We start from the raw sequence: 20,246 nt of genomic DNA on the forward strand, positions 1-20,246 counted from the left end.
TCTTTCGTTACATTTTGAAAATAACGTTGTAGTCATTGAAAAGTTCATATAAAATATTTTAAAGAGGTGAGGAACGTGGACAAAGAAAGAGCAAATGCTATTTTAGCGCAATTGAAAAATGGTGAACTTGAGGAGTATGTTTTAGAGAAAGAAGATTTTTATATATTTCGTGAAGTAGTAGTAAACCATGAAGACTTTAAGCATTTTCGTGGAAATGCACAGCATAGTGGAAAAATCATTTATACTTATATAGAAGAGGCACGTTCTTAATAAAAAAGGAAAGGAGAGGAGCGTTATGGGAGATTTTAAACAAGGGATTTTACCACACTGGGACTATATGTGGAAAGATAAATCTGGTAAACGACTTGTTGGTATGGTATTACATACAGAAAAACATGTACAAGTGAAAAAAACAATAGCGCAATTACAAAAAGCATACGAGAGAGAGCTTGAATTGATTTTATCTGTAAAGTATAAACATACATTTCGGAAAATAGAAGGAAAAATTGTGCATTTTGATGAAGATGCACCGGTGTTTACTTTACAAGGCATGGACGATCATATTCATCATATTTTTATTGAGCACGTGTTGCGTATCGAGTATCGTTCATGAGAAAAGCCTCTTTTCGCAAATTGAGGTTTTTTGTTGTTGCATAATTAGTTTGGTGAAGATGTATACAGTTAGGATATATCATGTTCTTATAAATTATGTAACAAATTACGGACAGTTTTCATATTGGAATCTGTTCTTTTTGTTGTTGCATTCGCGGGAAAATTTCTACGGCATTTTCGCTTTTTTTACAAAAATATGCAATTAACTTTTTTTGAAATGTAGTTAAATCCGTTGACAACTTTTTTGAAATACACTTTATTGACGAGAGTTTTAGAATGTTGTTTCATATTCTTTGTACTTTAAAAAAGTTGACGGTTATGTCGAAATTTAAAAATAAAGAATTCGTACATATATCTTGTGTCCTTCCTTTAAACATAATACAATATGTAGAGAAAATAAAAAGACATACAACAAGATGTTAAAAAAGGGAGGGGTCGGAGAATGTTAGTTGCATATGATTCTATGACAGGAAACGTCAAGCGTTTTATTCAAAAATTAAATATGCCGGCCGTCCAAATTGATGAAGATATTGTAATGGACGAAGAATATGTTCTTATTACGTATACAACAGGCTTTGGAAGTGTGCCAGAACGTGTTTCAAAGTTTTTAGAGCGTAATCACACAAGCCTTAAAGGAGTCTCTGCTAGTGGCAATCGCAACTGGGGAGCTATGTTTGGTGCAAGTGCGGATAAAATTTCATCACAGTATGAAGTGCCGGTTGTATCAAAATTTGAGTTATCTGGAACAAATAAAGATGTGGAATACTTTAAAGAGAGGGTGCTGGAGATTGCGACATATTGAATTGAATAATGAAATCACGCAAATGCAGGACGGTTTCTATCAGCTGCATAAAGACAAAGAAGCATTAGCTGTTTTTATGGAAGAGGCGAGAGAGAATACCGTTCATTTTCATAGCGTGGCAGAACGCATTCAGTACATGTTGAATCATGACTACTACTATGACGTTCTAGGCGAATATACGATGGAGGAAATTGAAGCTGTATACGACGCAGCATATAGCGAAAAATTTGAATTCCAATCGTACATGGCTGCATCTAAGTTTTATAAAGACTATGCGTTAAAAACGGATGATCAAAAACAATACTTAGAACATTACGAAGACCGTGTAGCAATTGTATCGTTATACTTAGGGCGTGGTAACGCGGAGAAAGCGAAGCAATTTGCAAGTATGATTGTCAAACAAAACTACCAACCAGCGACACCAACCTTTTTAAATGCCGGCCGAAGCAGAAGAGGGGAAATGGTGTCTTGTTTCTTGTTAGAGATGGACGACAGCTTAAATTCCATCGGTTTTAACATTAACACTGCGATGCAGTTAAGTAAAATTGGCGGAGGCGTCGCTTTGAACTTGTCAAAACTGCGCGCACGCGGTGAACAAATTAAAGGAATCGATAATGCAGCAAGTGGTGTTGTACCGGTTATGAAATTGCTTGAAGATTCGTTTTCGTATGCGAATCAGTTGGGGCAACGAAAAGGTGCAGGAGCAGTATATTTAAATATTTTCCACTGGGATATTATCGAGTTCCTCGATACAAAAAAAATAAATGCCGATGAGAAGAGCCGTATCCAGTCTCTTTCTATCGGAATTATCGTTCCAAGTAAGTTCTTTGAGCTTGCTGAGAAAAATGAACCACTTCATGTTTTCGCACCATATACAGTGTATAAAGAGTACGGAAAACATTTAGATGATATTGATATTGATGAAATGTATGACGAATTGATGGACAACCCGAAAGTAAAGAAAAAGGCATTGGATTTAAGTGCCCGAGATATGCTGATTAAAATCGCAATGATTCAGCTTGAGTCTGGTTATCCATATTTAATGTTTAAGTCAAATGCAAACAAGGAGCATCCGTTAAAAGATATTGGAACTGTGAAGATGTCGAATTTGTGCACAGAGATTTTTCAACTGCAAGAAACATCCGAAATTAACGATTACGGAAAAGGCGACATCATTCGTCGTGATATTAACTGTAACTTAGGTTCTTTAAATATCGTAAACGTGATGGAAAATAAAGAGATTCGTGAAGCAGTTCATGCTGGTATGGAAGCTTTAACAGCAGTTTCTGATATGACGGTAATTCCAAATGCACCAACGGTTAAAAAAGCGAACGAAGAGCTTCATTCTGTTGGGCTTGGGGCAATGAACTTACATGGGTATTTATCTAAAAATAAAATTGCTTATGAAAGTGCAGAAGCAAAAGAATTTGTCCGTACATTCTTTATGATGTTAAATTACTACTCCATTGAAAAGAGTATGGAACTTGCGAAAGAGAAGAATGAGACATTTAAAGACTTTGATAAGTCTGATTATGCAAACGGCACATACTTTGAGAAGTATGAAGAAAATGGCTACAGTCCAGTCACTGAGAAAGTAATACAGTTATTTGAAGGAATTCATATTCCAACAAAAGAAGATTGGAGTCAATTGAAACAACAAGTAATGGAGCATGGTTTATACAATGCGTTAACAATTAGCGCCCCTAGATAGTGATGTTTAGAGGAAAACGGCTTATATGCAGGAAAGCCCTGAGAGTTCTTTCTACCAAGTACATATAGAAATGTATGTATGGCGAAGGGTAATGCCTAAGGTATGGTAAAAAGGAAAGAAATTGGGTGATCTGCAGGGAAGTGCCTAAATCAAATGGACAAGGCAAACCCTCAACGACTACCATAGCCGATTCTTAATGGTTCAATTAAGAGTATGGAATAGTCTACTCCCACTTCGCGTATGAAGTGTCAAAGTATCTCGAAAGAGAGGGTATAACAGGATCGTTTAGCTATCGCTCCAACACAATCAATTTCATATGTCCAGAATGCGACTTCAAGCGTGATGCCGATTGTAAGTCAAATCGAATCAAGAACGTATGCGAATGCAACGACATATTATCCAATGCCGTACTTATCGAAAGATACGTTCTGGTACTATAAATCTTCTTATGATATGAATCAATTTAAGCTCATTGATTTAATTGCGGAAATTCAAGAGCATATTGATCAAGGAATTAGTACGATTTTATATGTAAATAGCGATATTTCAACACGTGAGTTAGCGCGTTATTATATTTATGCTCATAAAAAAGGGTTAAAGAGTTTGTATTATACGAGAACACGTAAGCTTAGCGTGGAAGAGTGCGTTGCTTGTACGGTATAAGTATATAAAATACTGAAAAACCTTTCTTTTTCAGGTGAGAGATAAACAGCCCGTAAAAACCCGATTGGTCGGGCTAACACTCAGTGGGGGATAAAGAAAACCACCACTGAGTGCAGTTTCACTTTATCGATTTAAATACTGATGTAGTAATACATTTGCGATAAGAGATTTCACATCATGAGCAGGGTTTCTGACCCTGCTCATATATTGCCGTCCTACCGTGCGGTAAGATTTTCATTATGATATGGGAATTTTACCGCACGGTAGGACGGTGCAATTCTATGAATAAAGGAGCGGTTCAATGCGCGCGGTAAACTGGAATAAAAAAGAAGATGATTTTAGTTTAATGTTTTGGAAGCAAAATATCGCTCAGTTTTGGACAGAAGAAGAGATCGCCGTATCTTCTGACAAAAATACGTGGGTACAATTATCAAAAGAAGAGCAAATTGCGTATAAGCGTGTACTAGGTGGATTAACACTTTTAGATACGAAGCAGGGCGGCGAAGGGATGCCACTTGTACTTGTACATTTAGAGAATTTACAAGCGAAAAGTGTACTTGCGTTTATGGGTGCGATGGAAGAAGTGCATGCGAAAAGTTATAGCCACATTTTTACGACGCTTGCAAGTGAAGAGGAAATTGATGAAATCTTCGAGTGGGTTGATAAACACCCGCTGCTTGAGAAAAAAGCAGGTATGATTACATCTTACTACCGCCGCTTATTAAAGCCAGAAGTAACGAAGAAAGAGTTATATATGGCAATGGTAGCGAGCGTATTTTTAGAAAGCTACTTATTCTATAGTGGTTTCTTCTATCCGCTTTACTTAGCAGGACAAGGAAAGTTAACTGCGAGTGGAGAAATTATTAACTTGATCATTAGAGATGAATCAATTCACGGTGTCTTCGTTGGTATTTTAGCGCAGCAAATTTTTGCAGAGCTTTCCCAAGAAGAGCAGCAAGAAGTACAAGTAGAAACGAAAGAGCTGTTACTGAAGTTATATGAAATTGAAACAGCGTATACAGAAGAAATTTACACATCAATCGGTCTTGTGGAAGATGTAAATCGCTTTGTTCGTTACAATGCGAATAAAGGACTGATGAACTTAGGATTAGAGCCACACTTTGAAGAGGAAGAAATTAACCCGATCGTATTAAATGGATTACGTACAGATACGAAAAACCATGATTTCTTCTCCGTAAAAGGAAACGGTTATGTAAAAGCAACAAATGTTGAGAAATTATCAGATAATGACTTTGTATTTGAGTTTTAATAATAAGTGAAGGTGTCCTATGCGTAATAGGACATCTTTTTTGCATGGGAACAAGTTTACATAATGTTGTTATCTCGTTTGAAAATGCATGCTAAAGGAAACAAATTTCCAATTATGGGTTTACAACTTTTATGTAACGGTGTACTATTTAACTAATACACTAAGACGATAGGAGGACGGAGATGAAACTGGAGTTTGCGGCTAACATACCCATTTACATTCAAGTGATGGAATACATAAAAAAAGAAATTGTAACCGGTCGGTTATTACCAGGGGATAAAATTCCTTCCGTACGTGAACTTGCGAGTGAATTACAAGTCAATCCAAATACAATTCAGCGTACATTTCAAGAGTTAGAACGAGAAAGTATCGTTGTGACACGTAGAGGAATGGGACGATATGTAACGAGTGAAGGGGAGAAAATTATGGAACTGCGCAAAGAAATGGCGAAGGAGCTGCTTCATTCTTTCATTCATGGAATGGGAAACTTAGGATTTACAGAAGAAGAAATTATTTCAATTCTTCGCTCATCCTTACAAGAACGAGAGGGGGAGGAGTAATGGAACTTTTGAAAATTGAAAACTTGTGGAAACGTTACGATATAAAAGCAGCGGTGCGTGATGTGAACTTGACAATTACAGAAGGAAAAATTGTTGGTCTTGTTGGTGATAATGGTAGCGGGAAAACAACATTGCTTAAAATGATTGCAGGTTTACAACACCCGTCAGAAGGTGAAATTTTCATTGCTGGTCATAAAGTAGGACTAGAAACGAAAAAAATCGTGTCTTACATGTCGGATCGTCCTCCATTTGATGAGTGGATGACAGTGAAAGATGCGCTATTTTTTTATCGTAATTTTTACGATGACTTTGATATTCAAAAAGCAGTAGATACAGTCGCTGAATTTAAAATTCCACTTGAAGAAAACATCAGTACGTTATCAAAGGGAATGGTAGAAAAGTTACAGCTTATTTTAACATTTTCAAGAAATGCGAAATTATATGTATTAGATGAACCGCTTGGCGGAATTGATCTCGTTGCAAGAGAACATGTATTACAGCTTATTCTTCAGTTTTATCGAGAGGATTGCACCATTTTAATTTCAACTCATTTAATTGGTGAAATTGAAAACATATTTGATGAAGTCATCTTCTTAAAAAAAGGTGAAGTTGTTCTTCATGAAATTGTAGAAGACCTTCGTTTTGAGCAAGGGAAAGCAGTGCACGAGCTGTTTAAGGAGGTGTTTCGTACGTGAAGCCAATTATGTTGTATTTGTGGGATATAAGTAAACGAAAGCTAATGATTACATTCCTTGTGTTTTTAATTATAGAAGCGTTTTTACTTTGGCAAATGAATGTAAAGCTAAGTAGTGCAGCGGCAGTGAAACAAGAAGTTTTATTTATTATCGCATTGACGGTTGGTGTGATATCTTATTTTTTACTAAGTCTACAAATTATTCAAGCTTATGGAAAATCATTAAAAAATCCACTGTTACGTCTGACGCCGATGCGGGGAAAACAATACATTTATGCGACGGTTTTCCTTTTAAGTCTTATCAGTATAATTGGACAAGTTATACTAATGGGAGTATGTTATATTGCTAGTTCTATAGCAATTCCGCAATCAGGAGTAGGTGCAATCATAAAAGAAATTTGGCAAACGAGCACAACAATAGAGGGAATTGTAGTAGTGGTAGTTGACTTTATGGAGTCAATATGTGTTATGTTACAGCTTATATTGTTTATCACAATTGGTAAAATTTTGATTGGAAGACGCAAGTTGCAAGTTCTTTTTATTGTAGTAGGATTTTTAATTTTTAATCAAATTTGCTCATTATTTTCATCAATATTTAATCTGTTTTCGTCAGGAAAGATTGTAATTTTGGCAAATGAAAAAGTGGCTACAAATGAAACATTCTTTTTCACTATATATAAACATGGAGAGATAAATGTATACAATCTACTCTTTGTTATTGTGTTATCGTTATTTTTAATCCACATAACAGCTCGAATAATCGATAAAAAAATAGAAGTATAAAGTGAAGATTCACTCAGTGGAGGGCTTCATCCCCCACTGAGTTTCAGCCCGCAAATAGCGGGATAAAATTAGCAACTACAGAATTAGAAGGAGGAACAACAGTTGGGAAATGTAGTAGTAACATTACAAAACGTCCATAAAAAAATTGGACGCACAGAAATCGTAAAAGGTCTTTCGTTTGAGGTGAAAGAAGGGGAAGTATACGGCTTCCTTGGACCAAATGGAAGCGGGAAGACGACAACAATTCGTATGATTACCGGCCTGATTTCGGTAACAGAAGGTGAGATTACAGTTTGTGGTCATAGCATTCGTACAGAACGTGAAAAAGCGTTAGAGAATATCGGTGCGATTGTTGAAAACCCAGAATTGTATGAGTATATGACTGGTATGCAAAATTTAAAGCATTTTGCAAATATGGCTGTAACACGTGTTTCAAAGGAGCGTGTGAGTGAAATCGTGAAGCTTGTTGATTTAGAGCACGCGATTCATAAGAAAGTAAAGACGTACTCGTTAGGAATGAAACAGCGCCTTGGTATTGCGCAAGCATTGTTACACAACCCGAAAGTGTTAATTTTAGATGAACCAACGAACGGGTTAGACCCAGCTGGTATCCGTCAAATTCGTGATTACTTACAGCGTTTAGCGAAGGAAGGAAATATCGCGGTTATCGTATCGAGTCACTTATTAAGTGAAGTGGAATTAATGTGTGACCGCGTTGTTATTATTCAAGATGGTCAATTTGTACAAGAGTATAGCTTACGTAAGCAAGCGGAGCGTAATGAAACGGTTACAGTTGTATTTGAGGTAGATGATGCTGAGAAGGCTGGTAAAGTCATTAATGGAAAAATCGAAGGACATACAATTGTGACGTCAGTAATGAAAGAAGAAATTCCTCATCTTGTGCAAGAGCTTGTTCGCAACGAGTCACTTGTATATGGTGTAACGGTTCAAAATAAAACGTTAGAAGATGAATTTTTAGCAATTACTAAGGGAGAAGAAGCGTAATGATCAATTTAATTCAAAATGAATTTTTAAAGTTACATGCGAAAAAAGGTTTATATATTTTGCTTGGTGTACTTGCTTTATTAGAAGGGCTTGGTGTGTTTCTAATTTTAAAATTTGGGGATTCAAAAGCAAAAATAGGATCCGCTTTAGATCATACATTTGGAGAGCTTTCGTTAATCACTTTACTCGCGACAGTTTTTGGAATTACAATCGCAGCCCGCACAATTACAGAAGAGTTTCAGCATGGAACGGTAAAACAATTATTAATTCGTCCACGTAAGCGAATGACTGTTTTGTTTTCGAAGTACATTACGGTATTATTAACAGTTGTGTTAATTGTTGTAATAGGGACGATTTTTTCCATGATAGCAGGAGTAATTATCATGGATGGTGGGAAAACAGAGTTAACGTTAGGAATAGTATTACAAGAGATGTTATATCAACTTGTATCACCTTTTTTCTTTGTAACGATTGCCTTTTTCTTAGCTAATATTTTTAGAAAATCTGTTTTACCACTTGTTATTACATTATTTATATTCTTTTTGCATGGAACGATTAGTATGTTTCTCTCAGTGTTTGCAGAAAAATATGCGAAATTCTTTGTGTTCTCTCACTTAGATTTTAGTGTGTATAGTAGCAATCCACTTCTAAGTGGTGGGTTCGAGCCGCCGTTTCCGCAGTTTGATTTTACAACTTCACTACTGTTTGTACTTGTGCATTTTGCATTGTTACTGATTGCTTCAGGCGTTCTGTTCCAAAAACGAGATGTACTATAATATAATAAGAAACTCCCTGCTTAATTAACAGGGAGTTTCTTATTAATTCGCTTGTTCTTGTTTTTCATCACGTTCCCAGCACTCTGTATTTTGTAAACCAGGAATGCTATCAGCGTAGAAGACAGGATCTTGTCCAGCTTTTTTCTGTTTCGTGTAATCTTTTAGAGCAGCAAATGCGTATTTGCTTAAGAATATGATCGCAATTAAGTTAATGATTGCCATAACACCCATGAATAAGTCAGCTAAATCCCATACAACTTGAATGGTTGCGACAGAACCTAAGAAGACCATAGCGAGTACAGCAATGCGGTATAACGTAAGTGCTGTTTTGCTTCCTTTTAAAAATTCGATGTTTGTTTCACCGTAGTAGTAGTTACCAATTAAGGAACTAAAAGCAAATAGGAAGATAGCAACAGCGATAAATGTAGGAGCCCATGCTCCGATATGCATTTTTAATGCTTCTTGTGTTAATTGAATACCATTTAAATCTGTTGCATGATGTACATCAGATAGAAGGATAATAAACGCTGTACAGCTACATATTAATAATGTATCTGTAAATACACCAAGTGTTTGAATAAATCCTTGCTTAACTGGGTGTGTTACGTTTGCAGAAGCAGCGGCATTTGGTGCACTACCCATACCAGCTTCATTTGAGAATAGTCCGCGTTTTACACCAAGTAAGATTGCGGCACCAAGGCTTCCACCTGCAACTTCTTTAAAACCAAACGCGTGTAACATAATTTCTTTAAATAGCTCTGGGATTAACGTAATATTTGTAATAACAACAAACAGTGCTACACCTACATAAATAAGTGCCATAATTGGTACAATCATTTCAACCACGCGTGCAATGCGTTTTACACCGCCGAAGATAACGATTGCAAGTAAGGCAGAAAGTGCTAATCCAACTATTTTTGGATTCACATCAAAAGCACCTTCAAATGCAGATGTTACAGTATTTGCTTGTACAGCATTAAATACAAGGCCAAAACTAACTGTAATTAAAATGGAGAAAATAACTCCCATCCAGCGTTTATTTAAACCTTTTTCCATATAATACGCTGGTCCACCGCGGAATTCTTTTCCATCTTTTGTTTTGTAAATTTGAGCAAGTGTACTTTCTACGAAAGCAGAAGCACCACCAATCATGGCGATCAGCCACATCCAGAAGACTGCACCTGGTCCACCCATTGAGATGGCAATCGCAACGCCGGCTAAGTTTCCTGTACCAACGCGAGATGCTGTACTCATGCAAAATGCTTGAAATGAAGAAATACCATGTTTTTCTTTTTGGGCTTTACGTGTAGAAGAGCTAGCTCCATCGCCGAGTAAGCGAATCATCTCACCGATGTAACGAAATTGCACAAACCCTGCTCGGAATGTGAAATAGCATCCTACTGTAATTAATAGAGCAATTAAAATATAACCCCATAAATATTCGTTAGTTGTTGTAATCAATGTATGAATGGGAGTAATTACATCTTGAATGAAATCCATGTATTCAATCCTCCTTATTCGTATAGAGATAATATGTTTTCTAATTTTAAGTATAAAAAGCGACATTTAACATTATAGCAGAAAAACTTGTAAAGAGGAAATTGTAAAAAAGTAGGATTTGTATCATATAGTTTAAAAGAAAGTACTATGAAAAGAAACAGTGAAAAATAGGAAGTAATTTTTAGTCATTCATAATACAATATAGTTATAGTTAGCTTGGAGGTGTTTGTTATTAATATGGCATTTGCGAGTATTCGCTTACGCAGCTTTTTTGGATGGATGATGTTAGGGGTAATTATGACACTTATTCCATTATCAATTGCAGGTGCAGGAGATAATGCGTTTGAGTTTGTGCTACAAGTTTTAATCTTTTTTGCTTTTCCACTACTATGGTTATTTTATAAAACACGTAAGCATAATGTCAGATTTACAAGTTTTTTTGATCAACCAAGTTCATATTCTTGGAAACTTATTTTAATTGCAACTGCAATGGGAATGGTGTTTGCATTTGGGATATCAATGATTCAATTTTACATATTGGCTCAGTTAATTCCTGATTTTTTAGTAGAGCTTTTAACAGAAGGTGACATCATTGATACAACTTCTACATTTTCTAAAGTGTTAGGTGTAATTTCAGTTTGTATATTTGCACCGATTATGGAAGAAGTAATCTTCCGTGGATTTTTCTTAAATCGAATGGCGTATAAGTGGGGAATTAAGCCAGCAATTATCGTTTCTTCTCTCATTTTTGGTTTCGGTCATATCGATGTAATTGGTGCGTTTTTATTTGGTGTTATTATGTGTTTGTTGTACATAAAGACGAAAAGTTTATGGACGGCTATTATCGTACATGCGCTAAATAATACAATTGTTACAATTATACAATTTACTAGTTCAGGAGAAAGTGAAGCAATTAACATAAAGGATTTCCAAGCGGAAAGTAATTTATGGGTTGGTGCCATTCTTATTATAATTAGTTTAATATGGATGATTCCGTTTATTAGACGTCATTGGCGCACTGTAAAGGAATCAGGGCTACCGTCGTTACGTTTAATTGATGGAGAACAACACGAATCAAAGGGAAGTATATATAATCGCGTTGTCTTAACAGAACGACACATGGCAATTGAATTGCCTGATGAAATTGTGAATCACTTACAATTAGAAGAAAATGATTATGTAGACATACAATTAGATGGTGAGAAAGTAGTTATAACAAAAATAGAATAAAAAAGAACTCTCCTTTTGTGTAAGGGAGAGTTTTTTAGTTGATTACGATTTCGACATGAAATTTATTTCCGTTTTTCACATACGTAATGTCACTGACAGTACGAACTTGTTTTGAAATTTCTACCTTTTCCCCAATACGGGGGATTGTAGGAACATTATCCCAAATGCCAAGTAAGTCATCATATTTTTTTGTCTTTTCATAAAACCAAATTTTCACGACTAAGCACCTCTTTTAATATTTGTATTTTAATACATCATAAAACATTTTTATGCTATTTGTAAAAGGTTTTTGCCTGTGTTTTTGAATAAAAATTAATTTGGTTGTTGTGAAAATGCATCTTCAATATTTGGGGTAAGTGATACTTCAGACAATACAATATGAGAAACGGTTGTTGCGTATAGTAAAACATCGTTAATAAACTCTTCTAACTCAACTAATGATGGAACGGAGATTTTGACGATGTAACAAAGGCTACCGGTGACGCGATAACAAAAACTAGCGGTTGGATACGATTGAATAAATTGTTGTAAGCGGGAATTATCACCGTTTTTTAATGTGATTTCTAAAATGCAATCTAAAACCAGTCCAGCTTTTTTGTAGTTAATATCAATTGTGTATTTTTGAATGACACCTTCGTTTTCTAATTTACGAACGCGTTCTGTTACAGACGGAGCTGATAAATTTACACGTTTTGATAATTCACGCATTGATAAGCGACTATCATTATATAATTCGTTTAAAATTTTACGGTCAATACGGTCTAATTGCATTTGCAACCCTTCTTTCTTTAAAACTATTACATATGAAAATAATATAAATGAAATTACATGTATATGGAATGTGATAAATTGTAATTTTATTTTACAATAAAAAAGAAGGAGAGGATACAATGGAGAGAATTTCATTATCAAATGTTGGAGCAACAAAGTTTGAGAGATTACTTGGACATAGTCCGCATATATTGAAAAGCTGGAGTGAGTTAGAAGCGACTTTTCACCAGAAGGGGACGCTATCTCCCGAACTAAAGGAGCAAGTTAGAAGAACACTTGCTTTTGGAAATGAATGTCCATATTGTATGGCAAAAGGAAAACCAGATGATGTGCAGCAAGCAGAAGAGATAAGTATTGCAGTAACATTTGCACAGTTATTCGTTCAAAATCGTTCTATGATAGACGATAATGTTTTTCGAACGTTACAAAAGCATTGGAGCGAAGCTGAAATTATAGAGCTTTGTACATATGTTTGCTTTATTACGGCATCTCAGCAAATGGGTTATTTGTTTCAATTACAACCTGAATCATAAAGAACGAATTTTAGTATGTTTCAAAAATAACTCAAGGTACAATTGTTATTTTTAAATAGAAAATATCTTTTGATGGATAAGGTTTTGAGCGAGAAACATTTATGAGAAGTATTATATTAATAAAAAAAGGAAAATAATTTTATAGAAAAAAGTAAGAATATTTTGTATAATGTGTATTACAACATTTAAAAAGTAGGGGTGGCAGTGGATGGGACATATTCCAGTAAAAAAAGTAGAGACGTTAGTATTGTTAGCACAAGATAATAAACAAAAACAAAAGGAATTTTATGAGGCATTATTAACAACAAAGTTTTATGCCCCAGGCTCGGTAGATGTACAAGAAAATAAAAAAGAAGGAATCGTTCATTTACGCCATTTTCAAGGAGAAGGACGATGGATTTTACCGTTCTTTACGCAAATGAAGTTCATACAAGGTGTATTACCTGAAGGTACTCCGATTATTTCAATTCGTGGTAAAGAACTGTTTCAGAGCATAGATAAAGAAGCAACAGCGGTATTAAACATTGAAACAGAATTTACGAAAACATTTTCACCACCAGAAATTGCAGATATCGCCTCTGGAAGAATTTTTAATTACTATAAATAAAGTGAAACTTCACTCAGTGGTTTTTTCCATCCTCCACTGAGTATTAGTTGAACCAATCGGACTTTTACAGCCCGTTAATGCGGGATAAAAAGTTGTCGCCGTTTTTCTGATGAGTCATATAGTATTAGTAGTTTGACCAAGGAAGGATGGGGCAATATGGCGAAGAACAAAAACACGAAGAAAAAGGCAACAACAAACAATAATAAAAATAAGCAGCAGCAACCAAAAGTAAACAATAACAAGAAAAAAAAGCGATAGATAATAAAGAAGGAGAAGTGAAAATACCACTTCTCTTTTTTAGTTTATATCTATGCCAGCTTGAATTGTCATTGTCTTATTTTTGCTATGCAGTGTGACGGGAACATGTAACGGAATACCGATATTTGGTTTTACATGACCGATTGGGGCGCCAATCAACAGTGGAATATTGTATGGCACGATATAATCATACAATATATGTTGCAGTGATAAAGATGATTTCGAGCTTGTGCATTTATAACAACTTGTAAAAAATACACCTCGGCAATGTGAAAATTTTCCTGCTAAGCGTAGTTGATTAAGCATGCGATCGATGCGATACGGTTCTTCACCGATGTCTTCTAATAATAAAACTTTTCCGTTTGTATCAATTTCATATGGAGTACCTAGTGTGCTCGTGATGACACTCAAGTTTCCGCCAGTAAGGACCGCTGTAATAGAGGGATAAACGTTACTTATACATTCATCTGCTCGAATGATCATGGAATAAGGGTGAAAAAGTTGTTCAAATGAAGAAAGCGATAAAGAATCGAGTCCTTTTCCGAGTTCTTCCATCATTGGACCGTGGAAGGTTACAAGATTTCCGTGTTGTCCAAATGCAATATGCAATGCGGTAATATCACTATATCCCCAAAAAATTTTAGGATTGCTTTGAATGAGGTCATAATCAATATAATCGAGAAGACGACCGCTTCCATATCCACCTCTTGCGCAAAAGATTGCTTTTACATTAGGGTTACAAAAAGCCTCGTGTAAATCGAGAAGACGAATGGAATCTTCCCCAGCTAAATAACCATGTGTTGTTTGAACACTTTTACCAAGAATAACAGAAAGGCCAAGTTTCTCTAGCTTCTGTTTTGCAGTAATAATATGAGATTGCGTTGGTGGACCAGCTGGAGCGATAATCATGACGGTATCGCCGTTTTGTAAAGAAGCTGGAATTTGCATCATACACCTCCTACCCTCAAATATATTCTAACTTTCATTCTTCAATCCTTGTTCATTTCATCTAAAAGTGTTTCTGTTGTCTTTTCATAGAGATTTATATCGTTGTTTTTTTTATGAACACATATATTGAGAATAACAGAATAAGATTGTTACAAATTGTAAAGGAGTTGAGGGGGGAATGGACAGATCACAATTTGAATGGAAGTCATATATTTCAGAAGAAAACATTCAACAGTGGCGAAGATATTTACATCAGCATCCCGAACTATCCTTTCAAGAGGAACATACGTCAAAATTTGTATACGAAACTCTTTGTTCTTTTTCGTATTTTCATGTGGTAAAGCCAACGAAATATAGTGTAATGGCAGTACGAAAAGGAAATAGAGCAGGTAAGACGATTGCAATTCGGGCAGATATGGATGCATTGCCAATTCAAGAAGAAACAGGTCAGTCATATTCTTCGGTTGTCCCGGGAGTGATGCATGCTTGCGGTCATGATGCACATACAGCAATTTTGTTAGGTGTAGCTGAAGCGTTAGCGAAATACGATGATGATTTTCCAGGAGAAATTCGTCTCTTTTTTCAACATGCTGAAGAGCAATATCCAGGTGGCGGACAAGAGATGGTTGCAGCGGGTGTAATGGATGGAGTTGATTATGTAATTGGATTGCATGTGATGTCTGGGCTTGAAAGTGGAAAAGTGGGAATTACTTATGGTCCAATGATGGCTTCCCCAGATGTATTTACGATTGAAGTAAAAGGGAAAGGGGGGCATGCTGCTCATCCAAAATCAGCGGTGGATCCCGTTTTGATTGGTGCACAAGTTGTTACAAATTTACAGCATCTTGTATCTAGAAGAACAGATGCCTTTGAACAACGTGTTGTCTCAGTAACACAATTTCATTCTGGAACAGCTGATAATATTATTCCAGAAACAGCCCATATTATGGGGACAGTACGTTGTTTTGATCATTCACTTCGCCAGGAATCAGAAAAAATGATTGAACAAATTGTAAAAGGAATTACGACAGCTCATGATGCAACGTATTCTTATACGTATCGTTACGGCTATAACCCTGTCATTAACGATACATATGTAACAAGAGTAGTAGAAGAAAGTGCGAGGGAATTATTTGGAGATGCGGAAATTGTATTTCTATCACCTTCCATGGGAGGTGAAGATTTTTCAGCGTATTTACAAAAGGCACCGGGATGCTTTTGGAAATTAGGCACAAAGAATGAAGAAACAAGAACGGGTTACCCGCACCATCATCCTAAGTTTGATGTAGATGAAACAGCATTAGTTCGCGGGGCACAACTATTTCTTCAAGCGACAATGAAACTATTAAAAGCATAAAGTGAAACTTCACGCAGTGGGAAGGTCTCCATCCTCCACTGAGTGTTAGCTCGTTAATGCGGGATAAAAAAAGGCAACTGCGAAATATCGCAGTTGCTTCTATTTCTTTCCGTCAGAGAGGGTTAAGAAAGAACTATGCTCATTTATAATATATGAAGTTTTACCGGACAAGCTTGTACCTTTTCATTAATTTTAAAAAAAAGTTATTGACTTTGATAATCACTATCAATTAATCTAGTTGTATGACAATAATTGATAACAATTATCAGTAAGGTGTTATGTAAAATAGCGGAGCAAGCATCACATTGCATCGCTTCATATAGAAAGAGATGTACATAATAGAGGAGAGAATTACATGAGTAAATTAGTAATGATTTTTGCAAGTATGAGTGGAAATACAGAGGAAATGGCAGATCATATTGCTGGATCCATTCGTGAAGCAGGAAAAGAAATTGAAGTAATTGATATTATGGATGCACCAGAAGCATCTATTTTAGAAGAGTATGATGGCATTTTACTTGGGGCTTATACGTGGGGTGACGGAGACTTACCAGACGATTTTTTAGATTTTTATGATGAAATGGATAACGTTGATTTAACAGGAAAAAAGGCAGCGGTGTTTGGTTCTGGTGATACAGCATATCCAAAGTATTGTGAAGCTGTTGATATTTTAGTGAAAAAGTTACAAGAGCGCGGAGCAGAAGTTGTGTTAGAAGGATTAAAAGTAGAATTAACGCCAGAAGATGAAGATGTTGAACAGTGCCTTCGTTTTGGCGCTGAGTTTGTAAAGCATCTTTCTTAATGGCAACAAGGGGATGAGGACGGGGTGCAGGAGAAAATTCAAATTAAAACGATGACGGATTATCATTTGCATGATTTTATACGTTGTCCTTATAAGTTTTATTTTCGGTATATAAAGGGAAGAGAACAATCATCTTTGCAGTGGAAGCAAATTGTTCAAATTATTGTAAATCGAGTTGTAAGTGAATATTATACAGCACCTGTAAAAAAGCACACAGCAGTTTTTTTGCTTGAAGTTTTAGAAAAACATTGGAAAAAAGTAAGTATTCGTCATTTTTCTTCTAAGGCAGAGTATTATATTGTACTTGCGAAGGTGACGGATCATCTGCTTCAGTATATAAAAGAAGATGACGGAACTGAGCCACCATTATTTTTGTATGAAAAATTACAAACATATATGGAAGAGCTAGGTGTTCACATTTCGCTAACTTTCGAAGTTGGGAAGTGGTCGGAACAATCTTTTGTAATTAAAAAATATGTAGTGGATGCAGATGAAGCAGTATGGGGTTTATTTCAAAAGTTAACAACTGTATTTTGCTATAAAGCCTTTGGCAGCTTACCGGAAAGAATTGAAATGATTGATATTATCGAAGGAACGAAACGTATGGTCATTCCAAAACAAGAAGATGTGTTAAGTGGAATGAAAGATTTGCAAATGATGAAAGAAATGTTAGAGGAACCGGGGTATTATACGAAGCGTACATTTGGCTCTCAATGTATAGAATGTGCGTTTCGAAAAGAATGTGAATCAAATGATCGGGAAAATAATAATATATTACATTAAAAAAGGCGCGGAATTGCGCCTTTTTTTGTTGTTGACATGAAAAGCGTTTCATCGATTACGATACTTGTGCAAAAAGTAAATGAAGAGGAGGAATTTTTTATGTATGGTGAACGAGAAGTGTTTCAGTGGTTAGATGACCAGAAGGCTCCTTTTTCAGTACGATTACACATTTTCCAAGCATTTCAAATGTATCAACTCGTAGTTGAGATGGATAAAAAAATAATGGAGTTAGAAAAGAAAACGCAGGAAGAAATATAGGATTTTCTTGTAAATATGACAGAGCTGATTTATCTCTCCATTTGCGGGATATAAGATTCCTATATTAAAACTTGAGAACACACGCAGAAGTTTAGGCGGGAGATTAACAGTTCGTAAAAGCCCAATTGGTCGGGCTAACAATCAAGGGGGGATGGAGAACACCGCACTGATGCCTTATTAAAAAAATGTTTTAGACTATAGAATAAAGTATTAGACTGTTAAAAAATAGTTGTAGACTGAAAATGTTTTTTAGATATGAAAACACCTTTTATTAACATAAAATCAAAGTATCGCAAAACCTTTAAAAGTCCCTTTAGAAGAACTGAAGGGACTTTCCATTCACATTAGTTTTTACTTGGATTGGCAGCAAAGATTATTTGTTCTAACACCTGTGCCACACCTTCTTCATCATTGTTTCCGGTAACAAAAAATGCAATTTCTTTTAACTCAGGAATAGCATTACCCATTGCTACTGGTAATCCAGTTTCCCTAAATAAGTTAAAATCATTCCAGTCGTCCCCAAAAGGCATAACACAATCCATAGGTATTCTCTTAGCTGCACAGATATCAATAACAGCACGCTCTTTCGACACATCTTTATCCATAATTTGAATCAAGCTTCCCGAGTCAGTACATATGATGTTAACTTTATCTGCAAAGAGTGCCTGTAAATTTTTATAGTCATAGCATTGAGAAATCAGTATTTTGGAAGCTTGTGTCTTTCTTAGTTCATCAATGGTTATTACTGTAGGGTTTGTTGTAACTTTCATGACCTGCTTATAGTCTAAAGTTTGGCTGCTGTACCAAACGTCTTCAGACTCTATAGAAATATAAGCATCTGGCTGATTTGTATGTATATAGTTTAGAATTTCTTCCGTCAATATCTGTTCAATTGGGTAATGTTTTCTGCCTAACTGATTATCTACGGATAAAGCACCGTTATAATAAACAACAGATGCTATTTCCTGAAGCTCTCTACATAAAAAGTCATTAACAGATCTTGGTGGTCTTGCTGTTGCAAAAATAATAGCAAGACCTTTTTCATGAGCTGTCAAAATGGCTTTTTTACTTCTTTCAGACACTTCTTTTTGTGAATTTAATAAAGTTCCATCGAGATCTAAGACAATAGCTTTGACATCATTTGTGAGTTTCATGTATATTTCCCCTTTTTTAGTATATCAACACTCTTTTAATGTTCTATATTGAGTTATGAAATCCTGTATACCGTATACATGTGAAGTTGCCATATAGTCTAATACTTTATTTTAATAAAAACTTTCTTCACGAAATGAAACTTAGTCATTAGTCTAAATCTTTATTTTACAAATGTAGAAAAATAAGAATAGGGAAATCTAATTAGACCAAAAATGTTCGGTATAAAACATTTTTATAACAGAACAACTGATTGAAGCTTCACTTTATCCCGCATTAACGGGCTGTAAGACTCCCAGCTCAAAACTTGAGGGAAAGCAAAGAAGTTTAGGTGGGAGATTAACAGCCCGTAAAAGCCCGATTGGTCGGGCTAACAATCAGTGGGGGATGAAGAAAACCCCCACCGATTGAAGTTTCACTTTATAAAAAAAGGAATTCCTTTGAAATGGAATTCCTTTTTTAAAAATAGACGAAAGTAATAAGTATAAGCAGCGCAATGGCAAAAATAACAATGCCAAAGAGAAATGCTGAGTGTGTATAACGCGGTGGTTTATGTACATCTTGCCGATAATTTGGTGAAATTTCCGGTGCAAATTCTTCTTCATATGATTGTTGTTTTTTCTCTTTGTCCATACGTGCGTCTCCTTTGCTTAGTATAGACTGCATGATGTGCGTCTATGATGTAGCGTGTGCTATAAAAGCTGAAACTATACGTTTAGTATGTTAGGCATTGCGCTAGTACCCATCCGATAGAAACGGATAATAATAGAATAATAAGGCCAACTGCACGATTATCTTCTTCAATTGCTTGCTTAATGCTAAAGCGAATTGTAACAAGCTCCGCAATATAAAATGCAATAATTTGGGTAACAATCCCGATAGCACCCCAAATGACCATATCTAAAAGGGAAACAGAGTTAGCAATTGATGATCCAAGTACAAATGCAAGGCCGAGTAACTTTCCACCTATTGACATTGCAGCAGCTTGGTTCCCTTTGGCGATTAATTGAAATTCTTTTGTTTTTGTTGTCCAATCAAATAGAAGAAAACCGATACATAATAAAGCAAGACCAGTTCCTGCATACGTGAAGAAGTTTAAAAATAAATTCATATCTTTCCCCTTTCTTTAGTAAAACATCCAATCTCTTCCTTGTTATTATACATCAAATGA

The 20,246-nt window shown here is 35.6% G+C and carries 23 protein-coding genes and 2 pseudogenes; 18 read left to right on the top strand and 7 right to left on the bottom strand.

The window, feature by feature from the left end; genetic code table 11:
- Window positions 1-75 precede the first annotated feature (75 nt).
- The 11 genes and pseudogenes from BAMA_RS04130 to BAMA_RS04180 all read left to right on the top strand — a co-directional run bounded on the left by BAMA_RS04130 (window position 76) and on the right by BAMA_RS04180 (window position 8,876).
- Complete coding sequence (locus BAMA_RS04130) at window positions 76-270, top strand: abortive infection protein (RefSeq protein ID WP_034636353.1); 195 nt, start codon at window positions 76-78, stop codon at window positions 268-270.
- Between the two features lie 25 nt (window positions 271-295).
- Complete coding sequence (locus tag BAMA_RS04135) at window positions 296-613, top strand: hypothetical protein (protein WP_034636356.1); 318 nt, start codon at window positions 296-298, stop codon at window positions 611-613.
- A 441-nt stretch (window positions 614-1,054) separates the two neighbouring features.
- Window positions 1,055-1,414: a class Ib ribonucleoside-diphosphate reductase assembly flavoprotein NrdI gene (gene nrdI, locus BAMA_RS04140; protein ID WP_034636360.1), complete on the top strand. Its 360-nt coding sequence runs from the start codon at window positions 1,055-1,057 to the stop codon at window positions 1,412-1,414.
- Window positions 1,401-3,104: pseudogene (gene nrdE, locus BAMA_RS04145) on the top strand (class 1b ribonucleoside-diphosphate reductase subunit alpha); the annotation flags it as partial. The gene nrdI and the pseudogene nrdE, both read left to right, overlap by 14 nt.
- 303 nt (window positions 3,105-3,407) lie before the next feature.
- Window positions 3,408-3,788 (top strand): annotated as a pseudogene (locus BAMA_RS04150) (hypothetical protein); the annotation flags it as partial.
- A 301-nt stretch (window positions 3,789-4,089) separates the two neighbouring features.
- Complete coding sequence (nrdF, locus tag BAMA_RS04155) at window positions 4,090-5,058, top strand: class 1b ribonucleoside-diphosphate reductase subunit beta (protein WP_034636372.1); 969 nt, start codon at window positions 4,090-4,092, stop codon at window positions 5,056-5,058.
- A gap of 182 nt (window positions 5,059-5,240) precedes the next feature.
- A complete protein-coding gene (locus BAMA_RS04160) occupies window positions 5,241-5,618 on the top strand; it encodes a GntR family transcriptional regulator (RefSeq protein WP_034636375.1) in 378 nt (125 codons plus the stop codon).
- Entirely contained in the window at window positions 5,618-6,313 is a 696-nt protein-coding gene (locus BAMA_RS04165) for an ABC transporter ATP-binding protein (protein WP_034636378.1), read from the top strand. Before BAMA_RS04160 ends, BAMA_RS04165 begins: the two co-directional genes overlap by 1 nt.
- A complete protein-coding gene (locus tag BAMA_RS04170) occupies window positions 6,310-7,095 on the top strand; it encodes a hypothetical protein (RefSeq protein WP_034636381.1) in 786 nt (261 codons plus the stop codon). Before BAMA_RS04165 ends, BAMA_RS04170 begins: the two co-directional genes overlap by 4 nt.
- A gap of 102 nt (window positions 7,096-7,197) precedes the next feature.
- Window positions 7,198-8,100, top strand: coding sequence for an ABC transporter ATP-binding protein (locus BAMA_RS04175; RefSeq protein ID WP_034636384.1), 903 nt, complete (start codon window positions 7,198-7,200; stop codon window positions 8,098-8,100).
- Complete coding sequence (locus tag BAMA_RS04180) at window positions 8,100-8,876, top strand: ABC transporter permease (RefSeq protein ID WP_034636386.1); 777 nt, start codon at window positions 8,100-8,102, stop codon at window positions 8,874-8,876. Before BAMA_RS04175 ends, BAMA_RS04180 begins: the two co-directional genes overlap by 1 nt.
- 42 nt (window positions 8,877-8,918) lie before the next feature.
- On the opposite strand, the gene BAMA_RS04185 is transcribed toward BAMA_RS04180, so the two are convergent.
- A complete protein-coding gene (locus tag BAMA_RS04185; RefSeq protein ID WP_034636389.1) occupies window positions 8,919-10,376 on the bottom strand; it encodes an alanine/glycine:cation symporter family protein in 1,458 nt (485 codons plus the stop codon).
- A gap of 231 nt (window positions 10,377-10,607) precedes the next feature.
- Here BAMA_RS04185 and BAMA_RS04190 point away from each other — a divergent pair, with 231 nt between their 5' ends.
- A complete protein-coding gene (locus BAMA_RS04190) occupies window positions 10,608-11,606 on the top strand; it encodes a type II CAAX endopeptidase family protein (RefSeq protein WP_157405960.1) in 999 nt (332 codons plus the stop codon).
- A 34-nt stretch (window positions 11,607-11,640) separates the two neighbouring features.
- Here BAMA_RS04190 and BAMA_RS04195 read toward each other — a convergent pair whose 3' ends face one another.
- Together BAMA_RS04195 and BAMA_RS04200 are read right to left on the bottom strand one after the other, a co-directional pair.
- The gene (locus BAMA_RS04195) at window positions 11,641-11,823 is read right to left on the bottom strand and encodes a DUF3913 family protein (RefSeq protein ID WP_034636395.1); all 183 of its coding nucleotides are present in this window, start codon (window positions 11,821-11,823) and stop codon (window positions 11,641-11,643) included.
- A 95-nt stretch (window positions 11,824-11,918) separates the two neighbouring features.
- The gene (locus BAMA_RS04200) at window positions 11,919-12,377 is read right to left on the bottom strand and encodes an Lrp/AsnC family transcriptional regulator (RefSeq protein ID WP_034636398.1); all 459 of its coding nucleotides are present in this window, start codon (window positions 12,375-12,377) and stop codon (window positions 11,919-11,921) included.
- 119 nt (window positions 12,378-12,496) lie between these two features.
- On the opposite strand from BAMA_RS04200, the gene BAMA_RS04205 reads away from it, so the two are divergent.
- Complete coding sequence (locus tag BAMA_RS04205) at window positions 12,497-12,910, top strand: carboxymuconolactone decarboxylase family protein (protein ID WP_034636400.1); 414 nt, start codon at window positions 12,497-12,499, stop codon at window positions 12,908-12,910.
- A gap of 208 nt (window positions 12,911-13,118) precedes the next feature.
- Window positions 13,119-13,517, top strand: coding sequence for an SseB family protein (locus BAMA_RS04210; RefSeq protein WP_034636403.1), 399 nt, complete (start codon window positions 13,119-13,121; stop codon window positions 13,515-13,517).
- Between the two features lie 297 nt (window positions 13,518-13,814).
- Here BAMA_RS04210 and BAMA_RS04215 read toward each other — a convergent pair whose 3' ends face one another.
- Window positions 13,815-14,723 (bottom strand): S66 peptidase family protein, encoded by a 909-nt coding sequence (locus BAMA_RS04215; protein ID WP_034636405.1) that lies wholly within the window; start codon window positions 14,721-14,723, stop codon window positions 13,815-13,817.
- A gap of 178 nt (window positions 14,724-14,901) precedes the next feature.
- On the opposite strand from BAMA_RS04215, the gene BAMA_RS04220 reads away from it, so the two are divergent.
- The 4 genes from BAMA_RS04220 to BAMA_RS24860 all read left to right on the top strand — a co-directional run bounded on the left by BAMA_RS04220 (window position 14,902) and on the right by BAMA_RS24860 (window position 17,923).
- Window positions 14,902-16,080 (top strand): M20 metallopeptidase family protein, encoded by a 1,179-nt coding sequence (locus BAMA_RS04220; RefSeq protein ID WP_034636408.1) that lies wholly within the window; start codon window positions 14,902-14,904, stop codon window positions 16,078-16,080.
- 355 nt (window positions 16,081-16,435) lie between these two features.
- Window positions 16,436-16,882 (top strand): flavodoxin, encoded by a 447-nt coding sequence (locus BAMA_RS04225; protein WP_034636411.1) that lies wholly within the window; start codon window positions 16,436-16,438, stop codon window positions 16,880-16,882.
- 24 nt (window positions 16,883-16,906) lie between these two features.
- Window positions 16,907-17,665, top strand: coding sequence for a PD-(D/E)XK nuclease family protein (locus BAMA_RS04230; protein WP_034636413.1), 759 nt, complete (start codon window positions 16,907-16,909; stop codon window positions 17,663-17,665).
- Between the two features lie 99 nt (window positions 17,666-17,764).
- Window positions 17,765-17,923 carry a hypothetical protein gene (locus BAMA_RS24860; RefSeq protein ID WP_034636415.1) on the top strand — a complete coding sequence of 53 codons (159 nt, stop codon included), beginning with the start codon at window positions 17,765-17,767 and terminating at the stop codon, window positions 17,921-17,923.
- Between the two features lie 344 nt (window positions 17,924-18,267).
- Here BAMA_RS24860 and BAMA_RS04240 read toward each other — a convergent pair whose 3' ends face one another.
- The 3 genes from BAMA_RS04240 to BAMA_RS04250 all read right to left on the bottom strand — a co-directional run bounded on the left by BAMA_RS04240 (window position 18,268) and on the right by BAMA_RS04250 (window position 20,186).
- Window positions 18,268-19,077, bottom strand: a complete 810-nt coding sequence (locus BAMA_RS04240; protein WP_034636417.1) for a Cof-type HAD-IIB family hydrolase — start codon at window positions 19,075-19,077, stop codon at window positions 18,268-18,270.
- Window positions 19,078-19,534: 457 nt separating this feature from the next.
- Entirely contained in the window at window positions 19,535-19,708 is a 174-nt protein-coding gene (locus BAMA_RS04245; RefSeq protein ID WP_034636419.1) for a hypothetical protein, read from the bottom strand.
- 82 nt (window positions 19,709-19,790) lie between these two features.
- Window positions 19,791-20,186: a DUF350 domain-containing protein gene (locus BAMA_RS04250; protein WP_034636421.1), complete on the bottom strand. Its 396-nt coding sequence runs from the start codon at window positions 20,184-20,186 to the stop codon at window positions 19,791-19,793.
- Between the last annotated feature and the right edge of the window lie 60 nt (window positions 20,187-20,246).

The organism is Bacillus manliponensis, assembly GCF_000712595.1.
Classification (GTDB): domain Bacteria; phylum Bacillota; class Bacilli; order Bacillales; family Bacillaceae_G; genus Bacillus_A; species Bacillus_A manliponensis.

Excerpts from the sequence above, each read along its gene's own strand:
- BAMA_RS04200 (WP_034636398.1), bottom strand. The coding sequence starts at position 12,377 with ATGCAATTAGACCGTATTGACCGTAAAATTTTAAACGAATTATATAAT.
- BAMA_RS04180 (WP_034636386.1), top strand. The coding sequence starts at position 8,100 with ATGATCAATTTAATTCAAAATGAATTTTTAAAGTTACATGCGAAAAAA.
- BAMA_RS04160 (WP_034636375.1), top strand. The coding sequence starts at position 5,241 with ATGAAACTGGAGTTTGCGGCTAACATACCCATTTACATTCAAGTGATG.
- BAMA_RS04220 (WP_034636408.1), top strand. The coding sequence starts at position 14,902 with ATGGACAGATCACAATTTGAATGGAAGTCATATATTTCAGAAGAAAAC.
- BAMA_RS24860 (WP_034636415.1), top strand. The coding sequence starts at position 17,765 with ATGTATGGTGAACGAGAAGTGTTTCAGTGGTTAGATGACCAGAAGGCT.
- BAMA_RS04250 (WP_034636421.1), bottom strand. The coding sequence starts at position 20,186 with ATGAATTTATTTTTAAACTTCTTCACGTATGCAGGAACTGGTCTTGCT.
- BAMA_RS04245 (WP_034636419.1), bottom strand. The coding sequence starts at position 19,708 with ATGGACAAAGAGAAAAAACAACAATCATATGAAGAAGAATTTGCACCG.
- BAMA_RS04215 (WP_034636405.1), bottom strand. The coding sequence starts at position 14,723 with ATGCAAATTCCAGCTTCTTTACAAAACGGCGATACCGTCATGATTATC.
- BAMA_RS04135 (WP_034636356.1), top strand. The coding sequence starts at position 296 with ATGGGAGATTTTAAACAAGGGATTTTACCACACTGGGACTATATGTGG.
- nrdF (WP_034636372.1), top strand. The coding sequence starts at position 4,090 with ATGCGCGCGGTAAACTGGAATAAAAAAGAAGATGATTTTAGTTTAATG.
- BAMA_RS04240 (WP_034636417.1), bottom strand. The coding sequence starts at position 19,077 with ATGAAACTCACAAATGATGTCAAAGCTATTGTCTTAGATCTCGATGGA.
- BAMA_RS04165 (WP_034636378.1), top strand. The coding sequence starts at position 5,618 with ATGGAACTTTTGAAAATTGAAAACTTGTGGAAACGTTACGATATAAAA.
- BAMA_RS04185 (WP_034636389.1), bottom strand. The coding sequence starts at position 10,376 with ATGGATTTCATTCAAGATGTAATTACTCCCATTCATACATTGATTACA.
- BAMA_RS04225 (WP_034636411.1), top strand. The coding sequence starts at position 16,436 with ATGAGTAAATTAGTAATGATTTTTGCAAGTATGAGTGGAAATACAGAG.
- nrdI (WP_034636360.1), top strand. The coding sequence starts at position 1,055 with ATGTTAGTTGCATATGATTCTATGACAGGAAACGTCAAGCGTTTTATT.
- BAMA_RS04210 (WP_034636403.1), top strand. The coding sequence starts at position 13,119 with ATGGGACATATTCCAGTAAAAAAAGTAGAGACGTTAGTATTGTTAGCA.
- BAMA_RS04205 (WP_034636400.1), top strand. The coding sequence starts at position 12,497 with ATGGAGAGAATTTCATTATCAAATGTTGGAGCAACAAAGTTTGAGAGA.